We start from the raw sequence: 17,659 nt of genomic DNA, 5'->3' as shown, positions 1-17,659 counted from the left end.
ATCACAGCCTCTGGCGCGTTCAGACTGGCCAACTGTCCATAACTGCGTGCTGTGCATAACAGGGCTCTGTTGCCTTCGACACTGGTGTTGTTTGCGGGGGCAGCTTTCGCACAAGCTCCAGCAGATACCGAGGCTCCCAAGCCTGCACCGCTGGCAACGTTGCAATACGCGTCCCCTATCGGGGCTTATCAGGGCTATGCGGATCAACCGGTGCAATCCTGGCGCGAAGCCAATGATCGTGTGGGCCAGATTGGCGGCTGGCGCGCCTATGCTAAGGAAATCAAGTCGGGCGAGCCCGCGTCCGCCAAGGATGCTGCTCCTGCTAGCGATCCCCACACGGGCCATCACGGGGGAGGAAAACCATGATGCCTTTGCGTGCCACTCATGCCAAATTGGCTCTGTCCGCACTCGGATTGGCAGTGCTGACGGGATGTGCCAGCGTCAGCCTGGATCAGAACATCAATCGCGTCAACGACGAAGCTGGCAGTTTTACCGGGGGCAAGCTCGCGTTGGCTCGTACCCTGGATGAACGCGACCAGCGTGCGCAGGCCGCTCAAGCCTTGCTGGCGCAGCCTTTGGAGCAGAAAGATGCTGTCCAGTTGGCCTTGGTGAACAGCCCATCCCTGCAGACCCTTCTGGCGCAGGGTTGGGCAGAGTCGGCGGATGCCGCGCAGGCCGGGCGGATTGCCAACCCCATTTTCAGTTTTGAGCGCATGGTCGCAGGCGATGAGCTGGAGTTTGGGCGCGCTTTGTCCTTCGGCTTGCTGGATCTTTTGACGCTTCCCGCACGGCACGGCGGCGCTACCCGGCGCATTGAGCAAGCGCAATTGCGTCTGACCAGTGATGTGGTGGATCAGATCACCCGTGTGCGCCAGTCCTGGGTGCGGGCCGTGGCCGCGCAACAAACGCTCAAATATGCCAAGCAGGTCTATGACAGCGCGGAAGCAGGAGCGGAACTGGCCAAGCGCATGCAGGCGGCGGGCAACTTCAACCGGATTACCCGTGCACGGGAGCAAGCTTTCTACGCCGATGCCGCCACCCGGCTGAGCGCAGCGCAGCACCAGGCTACGGCCAGCCGCGAAGAACTGGTGCGACTGCTGGGGCTAGATGAGGCGCAGGAACAAACGCTTAAGCTGCCGGAGCGATTGCCGGAGCTACCTAAACAGCCAATGGAGCCGCAGACGGTCGCCTTGCAAGCAACCCAGGCGCGTCTGGATATCCGCTTGGCCCAATCCGCGCTCAATGGGGCCGTCAAGGCCCAGGGTCTGAACATGGTGACCAGCTTCACCGATATCGAACTCACCGGGCGTCGCAACACGACCTTTGACAACGCTGAGGGCACTCGTTCTACTGCGCGCGGCTGGGAAATCGCCGTACGCCTTCCGATCTTCGATTGGGGCGGGATACAGCGTGATGCGATGAACGCACGGACCTTGGCCGCAGCCAACCAGCTCGAAGCCACCGTGCGCGCAGCAGGCTCCAGCCTGCGGGAAAGCTACTCGGCCTACCGCACGGCCTACGACGTGGCCCGTCACCACCGCGATGAAGTCGTGCCGCTGCGCAAGGTGATCTCGGAGGAAAACCAGCTTCGCTACAACGGCATGCTGATCAGCGTTTTCGAGCTGCTGGCCGATGCGCGCGATCAGGTCAGCGCCGTCTCCGCTGCCATCGACGCACAGCAGCAGTTCTGGCTGGCCGACGCCGCCATGCAGGCGTCCGTGATCGGACGCCCCACGAGCACCAGCCTGTCCGTCGCATCCAGTGCACCCGGCGGCGGCGACGCCGGCCATTGAAGCAAAGAACATCATCATGACATCCAGACGAGATTTTTTTAAGTTTGCCGGCATCGCAGGTGGCGCTGTTGCGGCGAGCTCGGTCAGCCGTGTGGCCATGGCGGCATTGCCCGAGCCGGTGATCCAGACCAGCCCGAACACCATGGCGCCGCTGGTGCCCAACTCGGGGCGGCCCTACAACCCGGTGGTCACACTTAACGGCTGGACACTGCCGTGGCGGATGAATCAGGGCGTCAAAGAGTTCCACCTGGTCGCCGAGCCTGTGGTGCGCGAGATGGCGCCCGGCATGAAGGCCCATCTGTGGGGCTACAACGGTCAGAGCCCCGGCCCCACGATCGAAGTGGTCGAAGGCGACCGCGTGCGCATATTCGTCACCAACAAATTGCCCGAGCACACCAGCATCCACTGGCATGGACAGCGTTTGCCCAATGGCATGGACGGTGTGGCGGGATTGAACCAGCCCGCAATCCAGTCGGGCAAGACCTTCGTCTACGAGTTCGTCGCACGCCGGCCAGGCACGTTCATGTACCACCCGCATGCGGACGAGATGGTGCAGATGGCCATGGGCATGATGGGCTTCTGGGTCACGCACCCGAAGGACAAGCATCCCTTGATCGACGTGGTGCAGAGAGACTTCTGCTTCCTGCTGAGCGCCTACGACATCGAGCCTGGCGCTGCGACCCCCAGGGTTGCAGAGATGACGAACTTCAATCTGTGGACATGGAACAGCCGTGTCTTTCCTGGCATCGACTCCTTGAACGTCCGGCTCAACGACAAGGTGCGTATTCGCATCGGCAACCTCACCATGACCAACCACCCGATGCACTTGCATGGTCACGAGTTCTTGGTCACAGGCACTGATGGTGGCCCCACGCCCAAGAGCACGCGGTGGCATGAAGTAACCACCGACGTGGCGGTTGGTCAGATGCGTCAGATCGAGTTCGTGGCCGACGAGGAAGGCGATTGGGCCTTCCACTGCCACAAGAGCCACCACACCATGAACCCCATGGGTCACGACGTTCCCACACTCATCGGCGTGGATCACAGCGGCCTTGCCAAGAAATTCAACAAGCTCATCCCGGACTACATGGTCATGGGCGAACGCGGTATGTCCGACATGGTCGAGATGGAAATGCCAATCCCTGACAACACCGTGCCCATGATGACCGGCCAGGGGCCGTTCGGATCGGTGGAGATGGGCGGGATGTTCAGCGTGCTCAAAGTGCGCAGGGAGCAAAAGCCCGGCGACTACAAAGACCCCGGCTGGTTCAAGCATCCGGCAGGCACGGTCGCGCATGAGTACACCGGCCCGATGGCCGAGCCCGCGCGATTCAGCGCAGAGGGCGGCCAGTCCATGCCGCGCGTTCGCAAGCCTGCAACGCCGACCGAAGTCAAGGTGCGCAAGCCTACATCGCATGGCGCGCATTGATTTTTTCCTTCAATTTTCAACCTGAGACCATCCATGAAATTCACGCGCTCCACTATTTCTCAACTCTTCGCCATGGCTGCACTGGCCGCATCGGGGGCAGCCTTCGCTGCCGGCAACCATGCAGGTGGCCACGGTGACGAGGGTGAGACAGCCATTGGCAAACCCGGCGTCGCCGCCAAGGCCCGTCGCACCATCACCATCGAAATGAGCGACAACATGCGCTACACGCCGTCGAACATTCAGGTCAAACAGGGCGAAACCGTGCGCTTCGTTGTCAAGAACGTCGGACAGGTCAAGCACGAACTCAGCCTGGGCACCGAGAAGGAGCTACTGGAGCACCTGGAACAGATGAAGAAGTTCCCGGACATGGAGCACGACGAACCCGGCAAGGTGACGCTGCAGCCTGGCAAGCAAGGCGAAATCGTCTGGCAGTTCACCAAGGCCGGAGGCGTGAACTTTGCCTGTCTGATGCCTGGCCACTACGAGGCCGGCATGAAGGGCACTGTCCAGGTTGGCAAGAAGTAATACGCCACCGTAGAGCCTGGAACAAGAAGTCCGCGTCATGTTCAAGAAAAAGCCCCGAGCGCTGGGACTGGCAGTGCCCGCCATGCCGATGGGCTTACCGGGCACGAATGGGCCGGCTTACAGCGGTCGGCGCACCCCCTTCAAGCGCTGCTGATTCAGAAAGATGGATTAGCAGAAATTTTCAACATGTATTCGTAAGGTCATCATGAACACCATCAAACAAATTCTTGCCATTTCCGCCGTGGCCGTGGGTATAGCGCTGCCCATGAGCAGCTTTGCCCAGGCAAGCATGGAGCCTGGCAAGACAGAAGCGGCACAGTCGGCGTCCCTGACCGATGGCGAGATCAAGAAAGTTGATCTGGACAACGGCAAGGTCACCATCAAGCACGGTGAAATCAAGCACATGGACATGCCCGGTATGACCATGGTATTCACCGCGAAGGACAAGAGCCTGTTGTCCAACGTGAAGCCTGGCGACAAGGTCAAGTTCATGGTCGTCAACGAGGGCGGGAAGATGGTTGTCACAGACATTCAGCCCGCTCAGTGAGAACACGCTGCTTTAGCGTGCTGTGTCGTCGCGGATGGATTTATTGATTGCTGACTGCGACGGTTTTGTAATCTGGAGAAGGAGAGCACTATGTCAAAAATTCACCATACCCTGATCGGGGTCTGTGTCGCTGCGGCCTCACTGAGCGTGATGGCGCAAGCCGCCGATGAGCACAAGGCCCATCACCCTGCAGGTAGCACGCAGCCCGCGTCCACCCAAATGAAGACTTCCGCAAAGCCAATGGGTACGGGGCCGATGGCTGGAATGGCCAAGATGGACGAGCATATGAAGTCCATGCAAGCGATGCACGAAAAGATGATGGCGGCCAAAACGCCGGAGGAGCGGCAGGCACTCATGGACGAGCACATGAAGCTCATGCAGGACGGCATGGGGATGATGCAGCAGATGGGCGCAGGCATGCAGGGCTTGGGTGGCATGCAAGGTGGAAAGGGCATGTCCTCCAACATGGCCGAGCGTCATCAGATGATGGAAAAGCGCATGGAAATGATGCAGTCCATGATGCAAATGATGATGGACCGCCTGCCTGCCACGCCGACCAAGTAACGCACCCACCTGATTGCGAGTCACCATGAGCCATCAACACGACGGACACGAGTCGCCCCCCAGTTTCTGGAGTTCTCGATACGCCATCGGCTACGTGGCGATTGGTGCCGTGGCGGCGTATTTTTTGTTGACAGAACACCTCGCGCATGTCGTCGGGGCGCTACCTTTTCTCCTGCTCCTCGCCTGCCCGCTGATGCATGTTTTCATGCACGGCAGCCACGGTGGGCATGGTCACCATGGCCAGAGCAAGCCTGATGTGTCGAAGACTGCCGAATCGCGCAAAGAAGGAGATCCCCAGTGAACCACACCGAATCTGCTTATGGCCTGTGGTCGTTGGTCATCATCAATTCAGCGATCTTCATCATGTTTGCGTTCAGCTTTTTCAAGCCTGCAACGGCCCGTGACTGGAGGACGTTTGGCGCATTCGCAGCCTTCATAGTTGCCTTGTTCGTAGAGATGTATGGCTTCCCGCTGACGATTTATCTGATATCGGGCTGGCTTCAAACCAAGTTCCCTAATCTGGATCTGCTCTCCCACACCTCGGGTCACTTGTGGTCCACCCTGTTGGGCGAAAAGGGCGACCCGCATTTCGGCGTACTGCACATCGCCAGCTACGTTTTTCTGGGCTTTGGTTTCTACCTGTTGTCCACAGCGTGGAATGTGCTCTACCACGCTCAGCGTGGCCAATCGCTTGCAACAACAGGCCCCTACGCGCGCATTCGCCATCCGCAGTACGTGGCTTTTGTGATGATTCTGCTGGGCTTCCTGCTGCAGTGGCCCACCTTGCTGACCTTGGCCATGTTCCCTGTCTTGCTCCTGATGTACGGACGTCTGGCAATCACCGAAGAGAACGAAATGCACAAACAGTTCGGTGCAACTTACGACACATACGCCCAGCGCACACCCCGGTTTATCCCTCGCATGGGCAAGGCCCAGTCGACGACTGACTCGGTGTCAAAAAGATGATCTGGAATATTTCCCCGGCGGTATACGTTTCAATTTTTAGGAGTTTGATATATGAAAACGATTGATCTGCAAGTCGAGGGCATGAGCTGCGGCTCATGCGTCAAGCACGTCACGCACGCATTGCAACCGCTGCCGGGTGTCAGTGGGGTGGAGGTCGATCTCCAGTCTGGGCATGTCCGGGTGAGCGGGGAACTGGCGCAGGGCAGCGCCCCATTGTTGATGGCATTGACGGATGCGGGTTACCCCGCAAAGCTGGCCACAGACGCGCCCATTCCCGCTGCGACCTCGCAGCCTAAAGCCTCGGGCTGCCACAGCGGCGGTGCGGGGGGCTGTGGTTGCCGATGACGGCCACGGTATTTGATTCAGGGTCGACCGGCTGGGCGCGTCCGCGCCCGCACCTTTTGCTGGCAACTTTGAAGGAGCAACGCCATGGATCAGCCTGACAACGACTCCCATGCGCCATCGTTCTGGCGCCGCCCAGCCGGCATGGCGCTGGCAACGGCTGCCGTGATCGCTGGTTTTTATCTGCTGCGAGAGCACTGGGGCCATGTTCTGGGTTATTGGCCCTACCTGCTGCTGCTCGCCTGTCCGCTAATGCACCTGATGCACGGCCACGGCGGCCATGGTGGGCACGGCAACCATGCGCAGCCGCCACGGCGCACCAACAACAACAAGGAATAAGCAATGGACATGCATGCACACCACCATCACGGCAGTCACCCCCCTGCCGAGCCAGCCTCGCCAAAGGATCTAAAGGATCCGGTGTGCGGCATGACCGTTACGGAGCAGTCTGAACACAAATTGACGCACGAAGGGCGGCCCTACTATTTCTGTAGCGCCAAGTGCCAAGGCAAGTTCGCAGCGAACCCACTGCAATACCTTGTATCTACTGCACCCGAGGACACCGCGCCAGAGCCGGCCGGCACCATCTACACCTGCCCTATGCACCCCGAGGTGCGGCAGGATCATCCTGGAATCTGTCCCAAGTGCGGCATGACATTGGAGCCAATCATTCCTCTGGACGAGGAAGACAACCATGAGTTAAAGGATTTTCAGCATCGCTTCTGGTGGACACTGCCATTCACAGTCATCGTTACTGTTCTTGCAATGTTCGGCCATCGTCTCGGGTGGTTTGACATGAACGTTCAAACCTGGGTCGAACTGGCGCTGTCCTTACCCGTCGTGTTGTGGACGGGTTGGCCCTTCTTCGTACGCGGTTGGCAGTCTCTTGTCCATCGCAGCCCCAACATGTGGACATTGATTGGCCTGGGTACTGGCGCGGCCTTTCTCTACAGCCTCGTGGCTACCGTGGCGCCGGGCGTGTTCCCAGATTCATTCATTTCCATGGGTCGCGTGGCTGTTTACTATGAGGCGGCAGTGGTCATCATCTCGCTGACCATGCTGGGCCAGATCATCGAGTTGAAGGCCCGTTCGCAAACTTCTGCGGCGATCAAGGCGCTGCTCGGTTTGGCACCCAAGACCGCTCGCCGCATCAATGCGGATGGCAGCGAAGAGGACGTGCCGCTGAACCATGTTCACGTCGGGGATCTGCTGCGCATTCGTCCCGGCGAGAAAGTGCCGGTCGACGGCGTTGTGACCGAAGGCAGCAGTGCGGTCGATGAATCCATGCTTACTGGCGAGCCTGTGCCGGTGACCAAACGGCTTGGTGACAATGTGATTGGCGCCACGATGAACACCAGTGGCGCCTTGGTGATGCGCTCCGAAAAAGTCGGTGCGGCCACCATGCTGTCGCAGATTGTTCAGATGGTGGCCAATGCCCAGCGCTCGAAGGCGCCCATGCAGCGCATGGCGGATGTGGTGGCAGGCAAATTTGTGGTCGTGGTGGTGCTCATCGCCATTGCCACCTTCTTTGTCTGGGGTTGGTTCGGTCCGGAACCTAGCTGGGTGTTTGGCTTGATCAACGCAGTGGCCGTGCTGATCATCGCTTGCCCCTGTGCGCTGGGGCTGGCCACGCCGATGTCGGTGATGGTGGCCACAGGGCGTGCCGCGACACAGGGGGTGCTGTTCCGCGATGCTGGCGCCATCGAGAAAATGCGCGAGGTGGACACGCTGATAGTGGACAAGACAGGAACTTTGACCGAAGGTAAGCCCGCTTTCGACACCGCAGTTGCCGCACCCGGCTATACAGCGGACGAAGTACTGCGCCTTGCGGCCAGTTTGGACCAAGGCAGCGAGCATCCTTTGGCAGAGGCCATCGTCAGCGCAGCACGCGCCAAGGGCCTGGAACTGATCAAGCCGCTAGATTTCGAATCCGGCAGCGGCATTGGCGTGCGCGGCATCGTCGATGGGAAGCATCTGGTGCTGGGCAACACCGCATTGATGCAGCAGGAGGGCGTGGCCACTGATGCGCTCAAGGTAGATGGCGAGCGTCTGCGCAGTGAAGGCGCCAGCGTGATGCATCTGGCCGTGGACAGACAACTGGCTGGCATCCTGGCCGTGACCGATCCCATCAAGGCCACCACCTTGGAAGCCATTAAGACTTTGCACGCCAGCGGTTTGCGCATCGTGATGGCAACTGGCGATGGTCTGACCACCGCCAAGGCCGTGAGTGCAAAACTGGGCATCGACGAGGTGCATGGCGAAGTCAAGCCCGCAGACAAGCTGGCGCTCGTGGAACGGCTCCAGAAAGAGGGCCACATTGTCGCCATGGCCGGCGATGGCATCAACGATGCGCCTGCGTTGGCAAAGGCCGATGTCGGCGTGGCCATGGGCACGGGGACCGATGTGGCCATGAACAGCGGCCAGATCACGCTGGTCAAAGGCGATTTGCGCGGCATCACCGCCGCACGCGACATCTCTATCGACACCGTCCGAAACATGCGCCAGAACCTCCTGTTCGCATTCGTTTACAACGGCATTGGGGTGCCGATTGCGGCAGGCGTGCTGTACCCATTCACTGGGTGGTTGTTGTCCCCGCTGATCGCGGCGCTGGCCATGAGTCTGAGCTCGGCCTCGGTGATTTTCAATGCTCTGCGTTTACGGCGCGGAAAAAAATGACCCCGTAGTTCGGAGGAATGATGAAAATCCCCACGTCACCACAAAAGCCTCGGACCTCTCAACGCACCACGGCGGTGGGTAAGGAAGCAGCGGTGCAATGGACGCACCGCCAGACAAAGGATCTACCACCGACCGTCTTGGATCATTCCGAGGAGTTGTTGAAGCCTGCGCCACAGGATGCGTCTAGTGGCATGAAAAGAGCAGCTGAAGCACCTTCGGCGCAGGACTATTTCGATTACCAGCGCGACTTCTTCGAACGCACCATTCTGTTCTGGGACACGCTTCGCCAGCGCGCGAACAACATGCTGGAGCACGAGCGAGCCGGATTGCCGCCGCTTCTGGACTTCAAGTATGAAACGCTGTTGGACGCGCGCAGCTTCGAACGGTCCGTCAACTATGCACTGCTGCGCATCACGGAAATCGACGGGCATTGCTGGGACGACTGCGTCGATCCTGACAAACCTCCGGTCATTGTTGTCGATCCACGCGCCGGCCATGGCCCTGGGATCGGCGGCTTCAAGCGCGACTCTGAAGTCGGAATGGCGATGCGCGAGGGCCATCCGGTTTATTTCGTGATCTTCTTTCCCGAGCCGACTCTGGGGCAGACCCTGGCAGACGTGTTGCATGTGCTGCGGCGTTTCGCCGAAGAAGTTGCGCAACGCCATCCTGGCAATCCTCCTGTGCTTTATGGCAACTGCCAGGCCGGGTGGGCGCTGACGCTGCTGTCCGCAGACTGCGCCGGTCTGGTCGGACCGGTGGTGCTCAATGGCTCACCCTTGTCATATTGGGCTGGCGAGTCCGGTGTCAATCCGATGCGTCTTTCCGGAGGGCTCCTTGGCGGCAGCTGGTTGGCGCATCTGACGGCCGACCTGGGCAATGGCCGCTTCGATGGAGCCTGGCTGGCGCAGAATTTCGAGAACCTCAAGCCCGAAAAGGCTGTTTGGGAGAAGTACGCCCAACTCTTCACCAACGTCGACAGTGAGCAGGCGCGTTTTCTGGAGTTCGAGCGTTGGTGGAACGGTTTTTATTTCCTGAGTCGGGAAGAGATCCTTGCGATTGTTGAAAACCTGTTCATCGGCAACCAGCTTGAACAGGGTCTTTTCCAGATTTGCCAGGGTTGCACTGCTGACCTCAGGCGGATCAGGAATCCAATCGTCATCTTTGCGTCCTACGGCGACAACATTACGCCACCACACCAGGCGCTCGGATGGATTCCGGCAGTCTACAAGGACACCGAGGATCTCAAGCAGGCCGGACAGCGCATCGTCTACCTCACGAACCCGCACGTCGGCCATCTCGGCATTTTTGTCTCCGCCGGGGTGGCGCGTCTGGAGCACCGGGCGATCCTGGAGAGCCTGGCTGAGATTGAGGCGCTGGCCCCGGGCCTCTATGAAATGAAGATCGACAACCCGTCGGGTGACCCGGACTGCCATAAGCCCACCTACAGCATCCGCTTTGAACCCCGTCAGGTTGAAGACCTGAAAACGGATTACCCGCAGGAAGCTTTTGAGCGGGTGAAACAGGTCTCGACATTCAACGAGGCGCTTTACCGGGCATTCGTCAGTCCTTGGGCGCAAGCGCTGTCCACACCCTGGACAGCCCAAATGCTCAAGTGGCTCCATCCGATGCGCACCAGTCGGTATTTGCTCTCGGAAACGTTCAGTCCGTGGATGCGCGGCGTTGCCTTGCTGGCCGAGCCGCTTGGCAAGAACCGCCAGCCGCTTGCGCCGCATCACCCGTTGATCGAGCGTGAGCGTGAAGCTGCAGGGGAAGTGACCCATGCGCTGGGAAGGCTGCGCGAAGGCCGAGACGCTGCGAGCGAGCAGGCGTTTCGCCTGATGTTTCAAAACCCTGTCTTGTTCGCAGGCGTCCTGGGGATGGTGGGTAAAGAGGGTGGCAACGGTAATTCAGTGCGCCCCAACGCCGACTGAGCCCTGATAGAAGTTTTATTTTCCAACCAAGAGAGATCATGATGACAAGAAAAAACAACTGGCTTTTGACAGCGGTGCAGATGGGCCTATTGGCCTGGTCCGGCGCCACCTTGGCCGCCGACAAGGTGTATGTGGCCAACGAGGGGGCTGACACGGTGAGCGTGCTCGATGCTGCGTCGTTCAAGACACTGGCAAGCGTGCGCGTCGGCAAGGCACCGCACAACGTGCAGGTATCGCCCGACGGCACGGTCGTATGGGTGACCAATAACGGGGAGCCTGCTCAAACGGCCGACGCGTCGGAGCACAAGGAGATGGCCCAAGGCAGCCACGATGCGATGGGAAAGCCCGGCGCGGTTTGGGCCATCGATACCGCGACTAACGCAGTCGTCGCCAAGGTGCCGGTTGGCATGCACCCGGCCCATGTGGTGGTGTCGCCCGACGGCCGCTTCGCCTACATCACCAACGGCGGCGACAACACGGTCAGTGTGATCGACACAGCGGCGCGGAGCCTCGTGGCGACGATTCCGGTCGGCAAGTTTCCCCACGGTCTTCGCATCAGTCCGGACGGCAAGCAGGCCTACGTCGCCAACCTCAAGGGCGGAACGGTGTCGGTCATCGATACCGCCAGCCAGAAGGAGATCGCGCAAGTTCCTGCAGGCAAGGGGCCGGCTCAAGTGGGCTTCACGCCGGACGGGAGTCTTGTCTTGGTGTCGCTGTCGGAGGAAAACGCGGTCGCCGTGATCGACCCGGCTACGCGCAAGGTGATTCGCAAGGTTGCCGTCGGAACAGTCCCCATCCAGCTGTATGTCACGCCGGATTCGCGCACGCTGCTGGTGGCCAATCAGGGCACGCCCAAGAAGCCTGGCAAAACCGTCAGCCTGATTGAGCTGGAGAGTTTCAAGGTTGCCAAGACCGTCGTGACCGGCGCCGGTGCTCATGGCGTGGTTGTCGACCGTGAAGGCCGGTACGCCTACGTTACCAACATGTACGCCAATTCGGTTTCCGTGCTTGATGTGAAGGATCGCAAGGTTGTGAAGACCGTTCCGGTAGGCAAGACTCCCAACGGCATCAGCATTACGCCTTGACGGTTTGTCCGTCGCTTGCAGCTGTCCGGCAAGGTGCAAAAAAAGTAAAACAAGACAACCTGGGCGTTTACAGAAATGACGGTCATCGATATTCGCATTCAACGAATCACGCAGCTTTACGATTCATTGGACCCTTCGCCGCTCCATGAGAAAACACTGAGCCGTGCTGTGGAAAACTATATCGTTGACTGTGCGGGCGAGTATGGTTTAGATGAATCGCTTCGTCTCATTGTTCATGTCCCGACGTCGATCAGAGAGTACGAGGTGGAAATTGCAGGAGCGATCCATGCGCACTTTCAAGCGCAATATGCGCAGTGCAGGCGCCGGTATCGACGAAGGATGCGACAGGGCACTTCCTGTTAACGGGACTCGCCGTTCTGGGTACGACGCTGCTTGTACGGGCCTTATTGGGTAATCCTGGCAACAGCCAGGTGCTTACGGCCATCAGCGAAGGGCTGTTGATTGTTGGCTGGGTGGCGATGTGGCGCCCGATCGAAGTACTCTTGTTTGAACGTGTGGAAAATCACCAAAACATGGCGCTTTTTGATCGTCTTTCCCACATCGAAGTGGGGTTCGCCCTAGAGGAGACCGAGTTTGACCATGATGCAAAAAGTGGGCAGATAGGGGATCTGCGGGCACTCAGCGATTCGCCTGCGCGGAGCCCGAATGCGCGCGACGAATCTTTTTTTACGATAGCGCGTGCGCCATTCTATCGGTCGATGACCGCAGGCGTGGCGTCGGAGAATTTGAAATGAAATTGAGACCACTTGTCCTTGGCGTGGGAGGGGGATTGGTCTTGCTCGTGGTGGCTGGAATCCTCTATTTCTTCTTGAGTGCCGGTGGCAGGCGGGAGGCAGCGTTGACGCATACCTTGCGTCCTGATGATCCTCAGGTCTTGCAAGTAGGCGCTCGCATATACGCTCAGAACTGTGTCGCCTGCCACGGCACCAAGGGCGAAGGCCAGCCCAACTGGCGTGATCGCGGATCGGATGGCTTGCTTCCTGCGCCGCCGCACGATCCCAGCGGCCACACCTGGCACCATCCTGATGCGCAACTTTTTGCCATCACCAAGCATGGCCTTGCCAAGCTCATCGACCAGCCTGACTATCGCACCGCCATGCCGGTCTACGACGGCGTGTTGAGCGATGACGAGATCGTGGCCGTGCTGTCCTGGATCAAAGCGCAATGGCCGCTGGAGGTACAGCAGCGCCATGACGAGATCAACGCCCAATACCGCAAGTCCCTGCCTCGCTAGCTGTCGGGACGACGGCAGAAGCAGACTGAATCGCTTCAACGAGTACATCTCGGCCAGAAAGCCCTGGATCTCGCGCACCGTCATGCCGCGCGCGTACATGGCGATGATCTTGTCATCAAAGCCCGTGAAGCGCCGCTCGTGCTTGCCGATGAGCTGCGGCTCGAACGTGCCCTCGCGGTCGCGGGGAACGTCGATGCGTAAGGCCCCCACGTCGGTCAGCACGGTCTTGGCGCTCTTGCCGTTGCGGTGATTGGCCGCCGCCCCTTCGGGCTTGGCCTGACCGGGCGCGTAGCCCAGGTGATGGCTCATCTCGGCGCCCAGCGCCCGCTCAAGCACCGATTTCTTGAACTGCTGAAAGATACCCTCCAGCTCGGCCGGTGTCACCGGCCCGGGGATGAGTTGCTCGAGCAACTCGGCTGAGAATTGCGGCTGCGCCGCCTTGTCCGCTGATGCGGTGGTCTTCGTCTTGCGTGGCATTCATGCTCCTTGTTGACATGCTATGCCTCACACACAAAATTTCTGACAGGCTCAGGAAGATATTTTCTGCTCCGTCACATCCCTACACTAGAGCATTGCTGGACTCGTTTCCCGCGCCGGACCCCTCCAAAGCTGCGACCAAAAACCGACAGATTCTGCGTGGCGAGGTTCCCAGTCCCATCAATCCTCCATCCGGGTGTAGATTTCATCCACGCTGCCCGATTGCAACTGAACTGTGCGCGAGGGAGCAGCCAGAGCTGCGACCGATGACACACGGTGACTTGGTCGCATGCCATTTCCCGTTGCACGGTGAGTACCTCGCTAGGAAACCAGATATTGCGATCGGTTGATCGCTTCAGCCAAGCGCGTCGTCGAATCTGGCACCCTTACTTCTCAGCAGGGGTTCTACGCGATCGGTCACGCTAACGAAAAACGTTGAGCTCCCCCACATCGGTGGCATGCACGTCCTGCAGGTCATCCAGAGCAGGGCAACGCCGGCATAGGATCCGCTCGATGGAATGCCTCACAGAGATCCAGCGGCTCGCTCCCACTCAGCGCGAGTAGCAAATTTTCAGCAGCGCGCAACTCGATAGCGAGACGGACCTTCTTCACAGCCGATCCGATGTGGGGTGTGAAAACCGTGGAGGGGTGTTGCAAGAGTTCCGGATGAATCTGGCGTGGACGGTCTGCCAGCAGCCAGTCTTCCATCTCGTACACATCGGCGGCGTAGGCACCCAGGCGCCCGTCCTTGAGCGCCCGTGCCACGGCAGCCTCGTCCACAACCGAGCCTCGCCCAATGTTGACCAGGATCTGCCCCCGCCGAACACCTTCAAGCATGGTGTCATTGACGAGGTGACGCGTTACGTCCAGCAGCGGAACGGCCAGAATGACATAGTCGGATTGCGACAGGGCCTCACCCAGGCTCACCATGGTCAGGCGTTCGTCATCACCATGCGGGTCCACGCCCAGCAGTTGAGCGCACCCAAATCCGCAGAGGCGGTCAACGATGGCCCGTCCCACGGCGCCCAGGCCAACGACCGACACGACCGAGCCGTGCAGACCTATTCCATACAGCTGAGGACGCCAGCCGGCGTAGCCCCTGCGAATACGGGTGTCACCAGCGAGCACGTGACGCGCAGCGGCAATGGCCAGACCGATGGCCAGCTCTGCCGTGGGCTCTGTCAGAAGGTCTGGCACAAAGCTCACGCTGACCCCCGCTTGTGCACAGGCCATCAGGTCAAAATTGTCATACCCTTTCAATGCGCAAGCGATGGTCTTGAGCCGTGGAGCGTTCAACAAAGTTCGCCTGTTTACCCGGTCAGGCATGAACGCCATCATGGCGTCGGCGTCCTTCAGGTGGAGGTAAAGCTCTTCCTCGCTCCAGGGCTCAGGCCCTTGATTCATCACTACATCACCGGCGGATCGAAGACGCGCCAGAACTGCTTCATGGATGGGCTGCGTCACCACAATTTTCGGCATCATTACCTTCCTCTCTCTTTCTATTTCAGATGTTTGCGAAGCGCCGACCCAATGCCGTCGACCACGAGCACGCATATGAGGATGGACAGCAAAATGGCGGAGACCTCGTCGTACTTGATCAGGCGCAGAGCTGCCATGAGTTCGAAGCCAATGCCGCCCGCACCCACGATGCCCATCACTGCCGATGCGCGAAAGTGATATTCCCATCGGTAGATGGTGATGTCCGCCAACTGGGGCAAAACCTGCGGTAACACAGCATGGGTGATGACCTGAAACCGGCTTGCGCCCGCGGCCTTAGCGGCCTCCAGAGGTTTCGGGTCCACGTGCTCTATGGCTTCGGCGTAGAACTTGGCCACCATGCCCGTGGAATGCAGGGCCAACGCCAGCACACCAGGCAATGCCCCAAAGCCCACGGCCGCGACGAACAGAATGCCCAGGATGATTTCAGGCACAGACCGAAATGCAGCCAAGATGGTTCTGACGATTCGCCCAACCACCGCATTCGGCGCGGTGTTGGGCGCCGCCACCAGGGCCAGCGGCAACGACGCCAGAACGGTCAGCGCCGTGCCTGCGATCGACATGGCTAAGGTGTCACGCAATGGAATGACCCAGTGCTCCCAGCGCTCGAAATTCGGCGGCACCATCTCTGAGGCCAACTGCTGAATCGCTGGGCCGCCTTCGATGAAACGCTGCGCGTCAAAGAAGCCGGTGACATACAAAGCCACCACACAGACGAACAGAACGACACAGGCGGCGCCCAGCCGTTTGAGTCGCTGCTGTCCGTCGATGGCAACTATGGATTCCAAGGCTACCGATGTCATTTCATGCGTCCCAGATCAAGCTTGAGAATCTGTGCTGTGTCGCGAAGAATGTCGTAGGCCTTGTCATCGGTAGCGGCAAAGGCCTCGATACGGAATGATTTGAGAATCTCGGCGTCCTTCATCTGAAGAAAGGCGGCTCGGATGGCTTCCTTGAGCTCCGGCGTGAGATTACCTTGCATCGCAATGGGATAGTTCGGAATGGGTGCCGACAGTTCAAGTTGCACAATCTTGTTGGCATCCACCATGCCCTTTGCGATGAGGTTGTCCAGAATGGTTTTTGACAGAGCGCCGGCGGGAACCTGCCCTGCCTGAACAGCTCGGGCCACGGCATCGTGCGTGCCCAGGTGAACGGGGCGGTAGTCAGTCTCGCCGTTCAGTTGGTGGTTTTTAAGCAAGTGCGCGCGCGGTGCAAGGTGACTGGACGTCGAAGCCTGATCGCCAAAGCCAAAAGGCTTTCCACGAACGTCAGCCAGGGTCTTGACCGGGCCGCCTGCCGTGGCGATGAGAACCGACTGGTAGGTCGGCGAGCCGCGCTCCACGCCAACGGCAAATGGCTCAATGTTGGGCGCCTTGGACTTGGCAAGCACGTAAGAGAACGGTCCAAAGTAGGCGACCTCGATGCGGCCAAAGCGCATGGCTTCAATCATCGACGAGTAGTCCGTAGTCACCGTAATCTCTATTTCCTTCTTCAGGGTCTGTTCCAGGTACCGCTTCAGAGGCTGTGCGTTCTGAATGATGGTGGCGGCGTTTTCGTCCGGCAACAGTGCAACGCGAAGCTTGGAAGGATTTTTGCCCTCGGCATGGGCGCCAAGTGGCAACAGGGCGGCCAAAGTGGCGGCAGCGATAAATTGGAAACGGCGGCGATTCAGCACGGTAAAAACTCCTTGGATTGAGAGGGGGAATCAAATTGACTGCCCATGTTGGCAGGTGAGGAAGAACGGGACGGTTCGACAGGTGACGACTTCGCGTACAGGGCAGACTGGGCTTCTTCCGTCAACTGCGCTGCTGTCCCGTCGAACACCACCTGGCCCTGGCGAAGGCCCACAATGCGGTCGGCGAACATGCGCGCGAGGTTGACTTGATGCAGACTCACGATGGCCGTGAGTCGGTCTTTCTTGCAGATGTCGTGAAGCAGGGTCAACACACTCTGCGCGGTCGCCGGGTCGAGGCTGGCCACCGGCTCATCGGCCAGCAGCAGGCGGGGCTTTTGCACCAAGGCACGCGCAATGCCAATGCGTTGTTGTTGCCCACCAGACAAGGTGTCTGCCCGTGCTAGGGCTTTCTCAAGCAGGCCTACGCGGTCAATGGCCGCCAGCGCCTCCAGCTTGTCAGCCTTGCTCCAAGGCCACAACGACGCCAGAGATCCGCGGGTGGCGAGCTTGCCCATCAACACATTGGCCAGCACGCTTTGCCGCCCGATCAGGTGGTGCTGCTGGAACACCATGCCGCAGTGGCGCCGATGCTCAAGAAGGTTGCGTTTTGAGACGGTGCCGCCCGGCAGATCGGCCACCGACACCTCTCCGTCTGTGGGGCTAACCAAGCCATTGATGCTGCGCAGCAGCGTTGACTTTCCCGCGCCCGACGCGCCCAGCAGCACAAGGAACCCGCCATGCTGTACCTCCAGCGAGGTGGGCGCAAGCGCTGTGTGACCATCGGCATAGGTCACCGTGATACCCCGCAAGCTCAGATGGCTCTCGCGAATTGCAGTTTTCATAGCTCGGTTTCATTTGTTGTGGTGCGCTAGACGCACACCAGGACTCAAGTGGTCA

Annotated in this window: 19 protein-coding genes and 1 pseudogene; 15 read left to right on the top strand and 5 right to left on the bottom strand. The window is 59.6% G+C overall.

Going from position 1 to position 17,659, the window contains the following annotated elements; translation table 11 throughout:
* The first annotated feature begins 362 nt into the window (after positions 1–362).
* From AAFF19_RS21435 to AAFF19_RS21365, 15 genes are all read left to right on the top strand, one after another.
* The gene (locus AAFF19_RS21435) at positions 363–1,793 is read left to right on the top strand and encodes a TolC family protein (RefSeq protein ID WP_182121080.1); all 1,431 of its coding nucleotides are present in this window, start codon (positions 363–365) and stop codon (positions 1,791–1,793) included.
* A gap of 16 nt (positions 1,794–1,809) precedes the next feature.
* The gene (locus tag AAFF19_RS21430; protein WP_342720966.1) at positions 1,810–3,222 is read left to right on the top strand and encodes a copper oxidase; all 1,413 of its coding nucleotides are present in this window, start codon (positions 1,810–1,812) and stop codon (positions 3,220–3,222) included.
* A gap of 33 nt (positions 3,223–3,255) precedes the next feature.
* The gene (locus tag AAFF19_RS21425; RefSeq protein WP_182121082.1) at positions 3,256–3,747 is read left to right on the top strand and encodes a cupredoxin family protein; all 492 of its coding nucleotides are present in this window, start codon (positions 3,256–3,258) and stop codon (positions 3,745–3,747) included.
* A 16-nt stretch (positions 3,748–3,763) separates the two neighbouring features.
* Complete coding sequence (locus AAFF19_RS21420) at positions 3,764–3,901, top strand: DUF411 domain-containing protein (RefSeq protein WP_255523784.1); 138 nt, start codon at positions 3,764–3,766, stop codon at positions 3,899–3,901.
* 51 nt (positions 3,902–3,952) lie between these two features.
* On the top strand, positions 3,953–4,294 hold the full coding sequence (locus AAFF19_RS21415; RefSeq protein WP_066691662.1) for a copper-binding protein: 342 nt from the start codon (positions 3,953–3,955) through the stop codon (positions 4,292–4,294).
* 90 nt (positions 4,295–4,384) lie between these two features.
* Positions 4,385–4,858: a hypothetical protein gene (locus tag AAFF19_RS21410; RefSeq protein WP_342720965.1), complete on the top strand. Its 474-nt coding sequence runs from the start codon at positions 4,385–4,387 to the stop codon at positions 4,856–4,858.
* A 25-nt stretch (positions 4,859–4,883) separates the two neighbouring features.
* Positions 4,884–5,159, top strand: a complete 276-nt coding sequence (locus tag AAFF19_RS21405; RefSeq protein WP_066691667.1) for a DUF2933 domain-containing protein — start codon at positions 4,884–4,886, stop codon at positions 5,157–5,159.
* Positions 5,156–5,824: an isoprenylcysteine carboxylmethyltransferase family protein gene (locus AAFF19_RS21400; protein WP_119558837.1), complete on the top strand. Its 669-nt coding sequence runs from the start codon at positions 5,156–5,158 to the stop codon at positions 5,822–5,824. The genes AAFF19_RS21405 and AAFF19_RS21400 overlap by 4 nt, the downstream gene beginning before the upstream one ends.
* Before the next feature lie 51 nt (positions 5,825–5,875).
* The gene (locus AAFF19_RS21395; protein ID WP_011804760.1) at positions 5,876–6,169 is read left to right on the top strand and encodes a heavy-metal-associated domain-containing protein; all 294 of its coding nucleotides are present in this window, start codon (positions 5,876–5,878) and stop codon (positions 6,167–6,169) included.
* An 84-nt stretch (positions 6,170–6,253) separates the two neighbouring features.
* Positions 6,254–6,505, top strand: coding sequence for a DUF2933 domain-containing protein (locus tag AAFF19_RS21390; protein ID WP_066691671.1), 252 nt, complete (start codon positions 6,254–6,256; stop codon positions 6,503–6,505).
* Positions 6,506–6,508: 3 nt separating this feature from the next.
* On the top strand, positions 6,509–8,842 hold the full coding sequence (locus AAFF19_RS21385; protein ID WP_305335783.1) for a heavy metal translocating P-type ATPase: 2,334 nt from the start codon (positions 6,509–6,511) through the stop codon (positions 8,840–8,842).
* A 20-nt stretch (positions 8,843–8,862) separates the two neighbouring features.
* The gene (locus AAFF19_RS21380; protein WP_182121085.1) at positions 8,863–10,773 is read left to right on the top strand and encodes a DUF3141 domain-containing protein; all 1,911 of its coding nucleotides are present in this window, start codon (positions 8,863–8,865) and stop codon (positions 10,771–10,773) included.
* A gap of 38 nt (positions 10,774–10,811) precedes the next feature.
* Entirely contained in the window at positions 10,812–11,858 is a 1,047-nt protein-coding gene (locus tag AAFF19_RS21375; protein WP_182121086.1) for a cytochrome D1 domain-containing protein, read from the top strand.
* A gap of 314 nt (positions 11,859–12,172) precedes the next feature.
* The gene (locus AAFF19_RS21370; RefSeq protein WP_182121087.1) at positions 12,173–12,613 is read left to right on the top strand and encodes a hypothetical protein; all 441 of its coding nucleotides are present in this window, start codon (positions 12,173–12,175) and stop codon (positions 12,611–12,613) included.
* Positions 12,610–13,113 (top strand): cytochrome c, encoded by a 504-nt coding sequence (locus tag AAFF19_RS21365; protein ID WP_066691679.1) that lies wholly within the window; start codon positions 12,610–12,612, stop codon positions 13,111–13,113. The genes AAFF19_RS21370 and AAFF19_RS21365 overlap by 4 nt, the downstream gene beginning before the upstream one ends.
* A gap of 36 nt (positions 13,114–13,149) precedes the next feature.
* Here AAFF19_RS21365 and AAFF19_RS21360 read toward each other — a convergent pair.
* The 5 genes and pseudogenes from AAFF19_RS21360 to phnC form a co-directional block, all read right to left on the bottom strand.
* A pseudogene (locus tag AAFF19_RS21360) lies at positions 13,150–13,590 on the bottom strand (transposase); the annotation flags it as partial.
* A 474-nt stretch (positions 13,591–14,064) separates the two neighbouring features.
* On the bottom strand, positions 14,065–15,072 hold the full coding sequence (locus AAFF19_RS21355; RefSeq protein ID WP_342720964.1) for a phosphonate dehydrogenase: 1,008 nt from the start codon (positions 15,070–15,072) through the stop codon (positions 14,065–14,067).
* A gap of 17 nt (positions 15,073–15,089) precedes the next feature.
* Positions 15,090–15,890, bottom strand: a complete 801-nt coding sequence (gene phnE, locus AAFF19_RS21350) for a phosphonate ABC transporter, permease protein PhnE (protein ID WP_008903165.1) — start codon at positions 15,888–15,890, stop codon at positions 15,090–15,092.
* Entirely contained in the window at positions 15,887–16,762 is an 876-nt protein-coding gene (gene phnD, locus AAFF19_RS21345; protein ID WP_182121100.1) for a phosphate/phosphite/phosphonate ABC transporter substrate-binding protein, read from the bottom strand. The genes phnE and phnD overlap by 4 nt, the downstream gene beginning before the upstream one ends.
* Positions 16,756–17,604, bottom strand: a complete 849-nt coding sequence (gene phnC / locus AAFF19_RS21340) for a phosphonate ABC transporter ATP-binding protein (protein WP_008903163.1) — start codon at positions 17,602–17,604, stop codon at positions 16,756–16,758. The genes phnD and phnC overlap by 7 nt, the downstream gene beginning before the upstream one ends.
* Positions 17,605–17,659 lie beyond the last annotated feature (55 nt).

It is taken from the genome of Acidovorax sp. FHTAMBA (genome assembly GCF_038958875.1).
Taxonomy (GTDB): domain Bacteria; phylum Pseudomonadota; class Gammaproteobacteria; order Burkholderiales; family Burkholderiaceae_C; genus Acidovorax.
Note: the sequence above shows the minus strand (reverse complement) of the source record. Positions and strands in the feature narration are given on the sequence as shown.

Excerpts from the sequence above, each read along its gene's own strand:
- phnC (WP_008903163.1), bottom strand. The coding sequence starts at position 17,604 with ATGAAAACTGCAATTCGCGAGAGCCATCTGAGCTTGCGGGGTATCACG.
- AAFF19_RS21385 (WP_305335783.1), top strand. The coding sequence starts at position 6,509 with ATGGACATGCATGCACACCACCATCACGGCAGTCACCCCCCTGCCGAG.
- AAFF19_RS21410 (WP_342720965.1), top strand. The coding sequence starts at position 4,385 with ATGTCAAAAATTCACCATACCCTGATCGGGGTCTGTGTCGCTGCGGCC.
- AAFF19_RS21425 (WP_182121082.1), top strand. The coding sequence starts at position 3,256 with ATGAAATTCACGCGCTCCACTATTTCTCAACTCTTCGCCATGGCTGCA.
- AAFF19_RS21435 (WP_182121080.1), top strand. The coding sequence starts at position 363 with ATGATGCCTTTGCGTGCCACTCATGCCAAATTGGCTCTGTCCGCACTC.
- phnE (WP_008903165.1), bottom strand. The coding sequence starts at position 15,890 with ATGACATCGGTAGCCTTGGAATCCATAGTTGCCATCGACGGACAGCAG.
- AAFF19_RS21365 (WP_066691679.1), top strand. The coding sequence starts at position 12,610 with ATGAAATTGAGACCACTTGTCCTTGGCGTGGGAGGGGGATTGGTCTTG.
- AAFF19_RS21395 (WP_011804760.1), top strand. The coding sequence starts at position 5,876 with ATGAAAACGATTGATCTGCAAGTCGAGGGCATGAGCTGCGGCTCATGC.
- AAFF19_RS21375 (WP_182121086.1), top strand. The coding sequence starts at position 10,812 with ATGATGACAAGAAAAAACAACTGGCTTTTGACAGCGGTGCAGATGGGC.
- AAFF19_RS21390 (WP_066691671.1), top strand. The coding sequence starts at position 6,254 with ATGGATCAGCCTGACAACGACTCCCATGCGCCATCGTTCTGGCGCCGC.
- AAFF19_RS21380 (WP_182121085.1), top strand. The coding sequence starts at position 8,863 with ATGAAAATCCCCACGTCACCACAAAAGCCTCGGACCTCTCAACGCACC.
- AAFF19_RS21405 (WP_066691667.1), top strand. The coding sequence starts at position 4,884 with ATGAGCCATCAACACGACGGACACGAGTCGCCCCCCAGTTTCTGGAGT.
- AAFF19_RS21430 (WP_342720966.1), top strand. The coding sequence starts at position 1,810 with ATGACATCCAGACGAGATTTTTTTAAGTTTGCCGGCATCGCAGGTGGC.
- AAFF19_RS21355 (WP_342720964.1), bottom strand. The coding sequence starts at position 15,072 with ATGATGCCGAAAATTGTGGTGACGCAGCCCATCCATGAAGCAGTTCTG.
- AAFF19_RS21415 (WP_066691662.1), top strand. The coding sequence starts at position 3,953 with ATGAACACCATCAAACAAATTCTTGCCATTTCCGCCGTGGCCGTGGGT.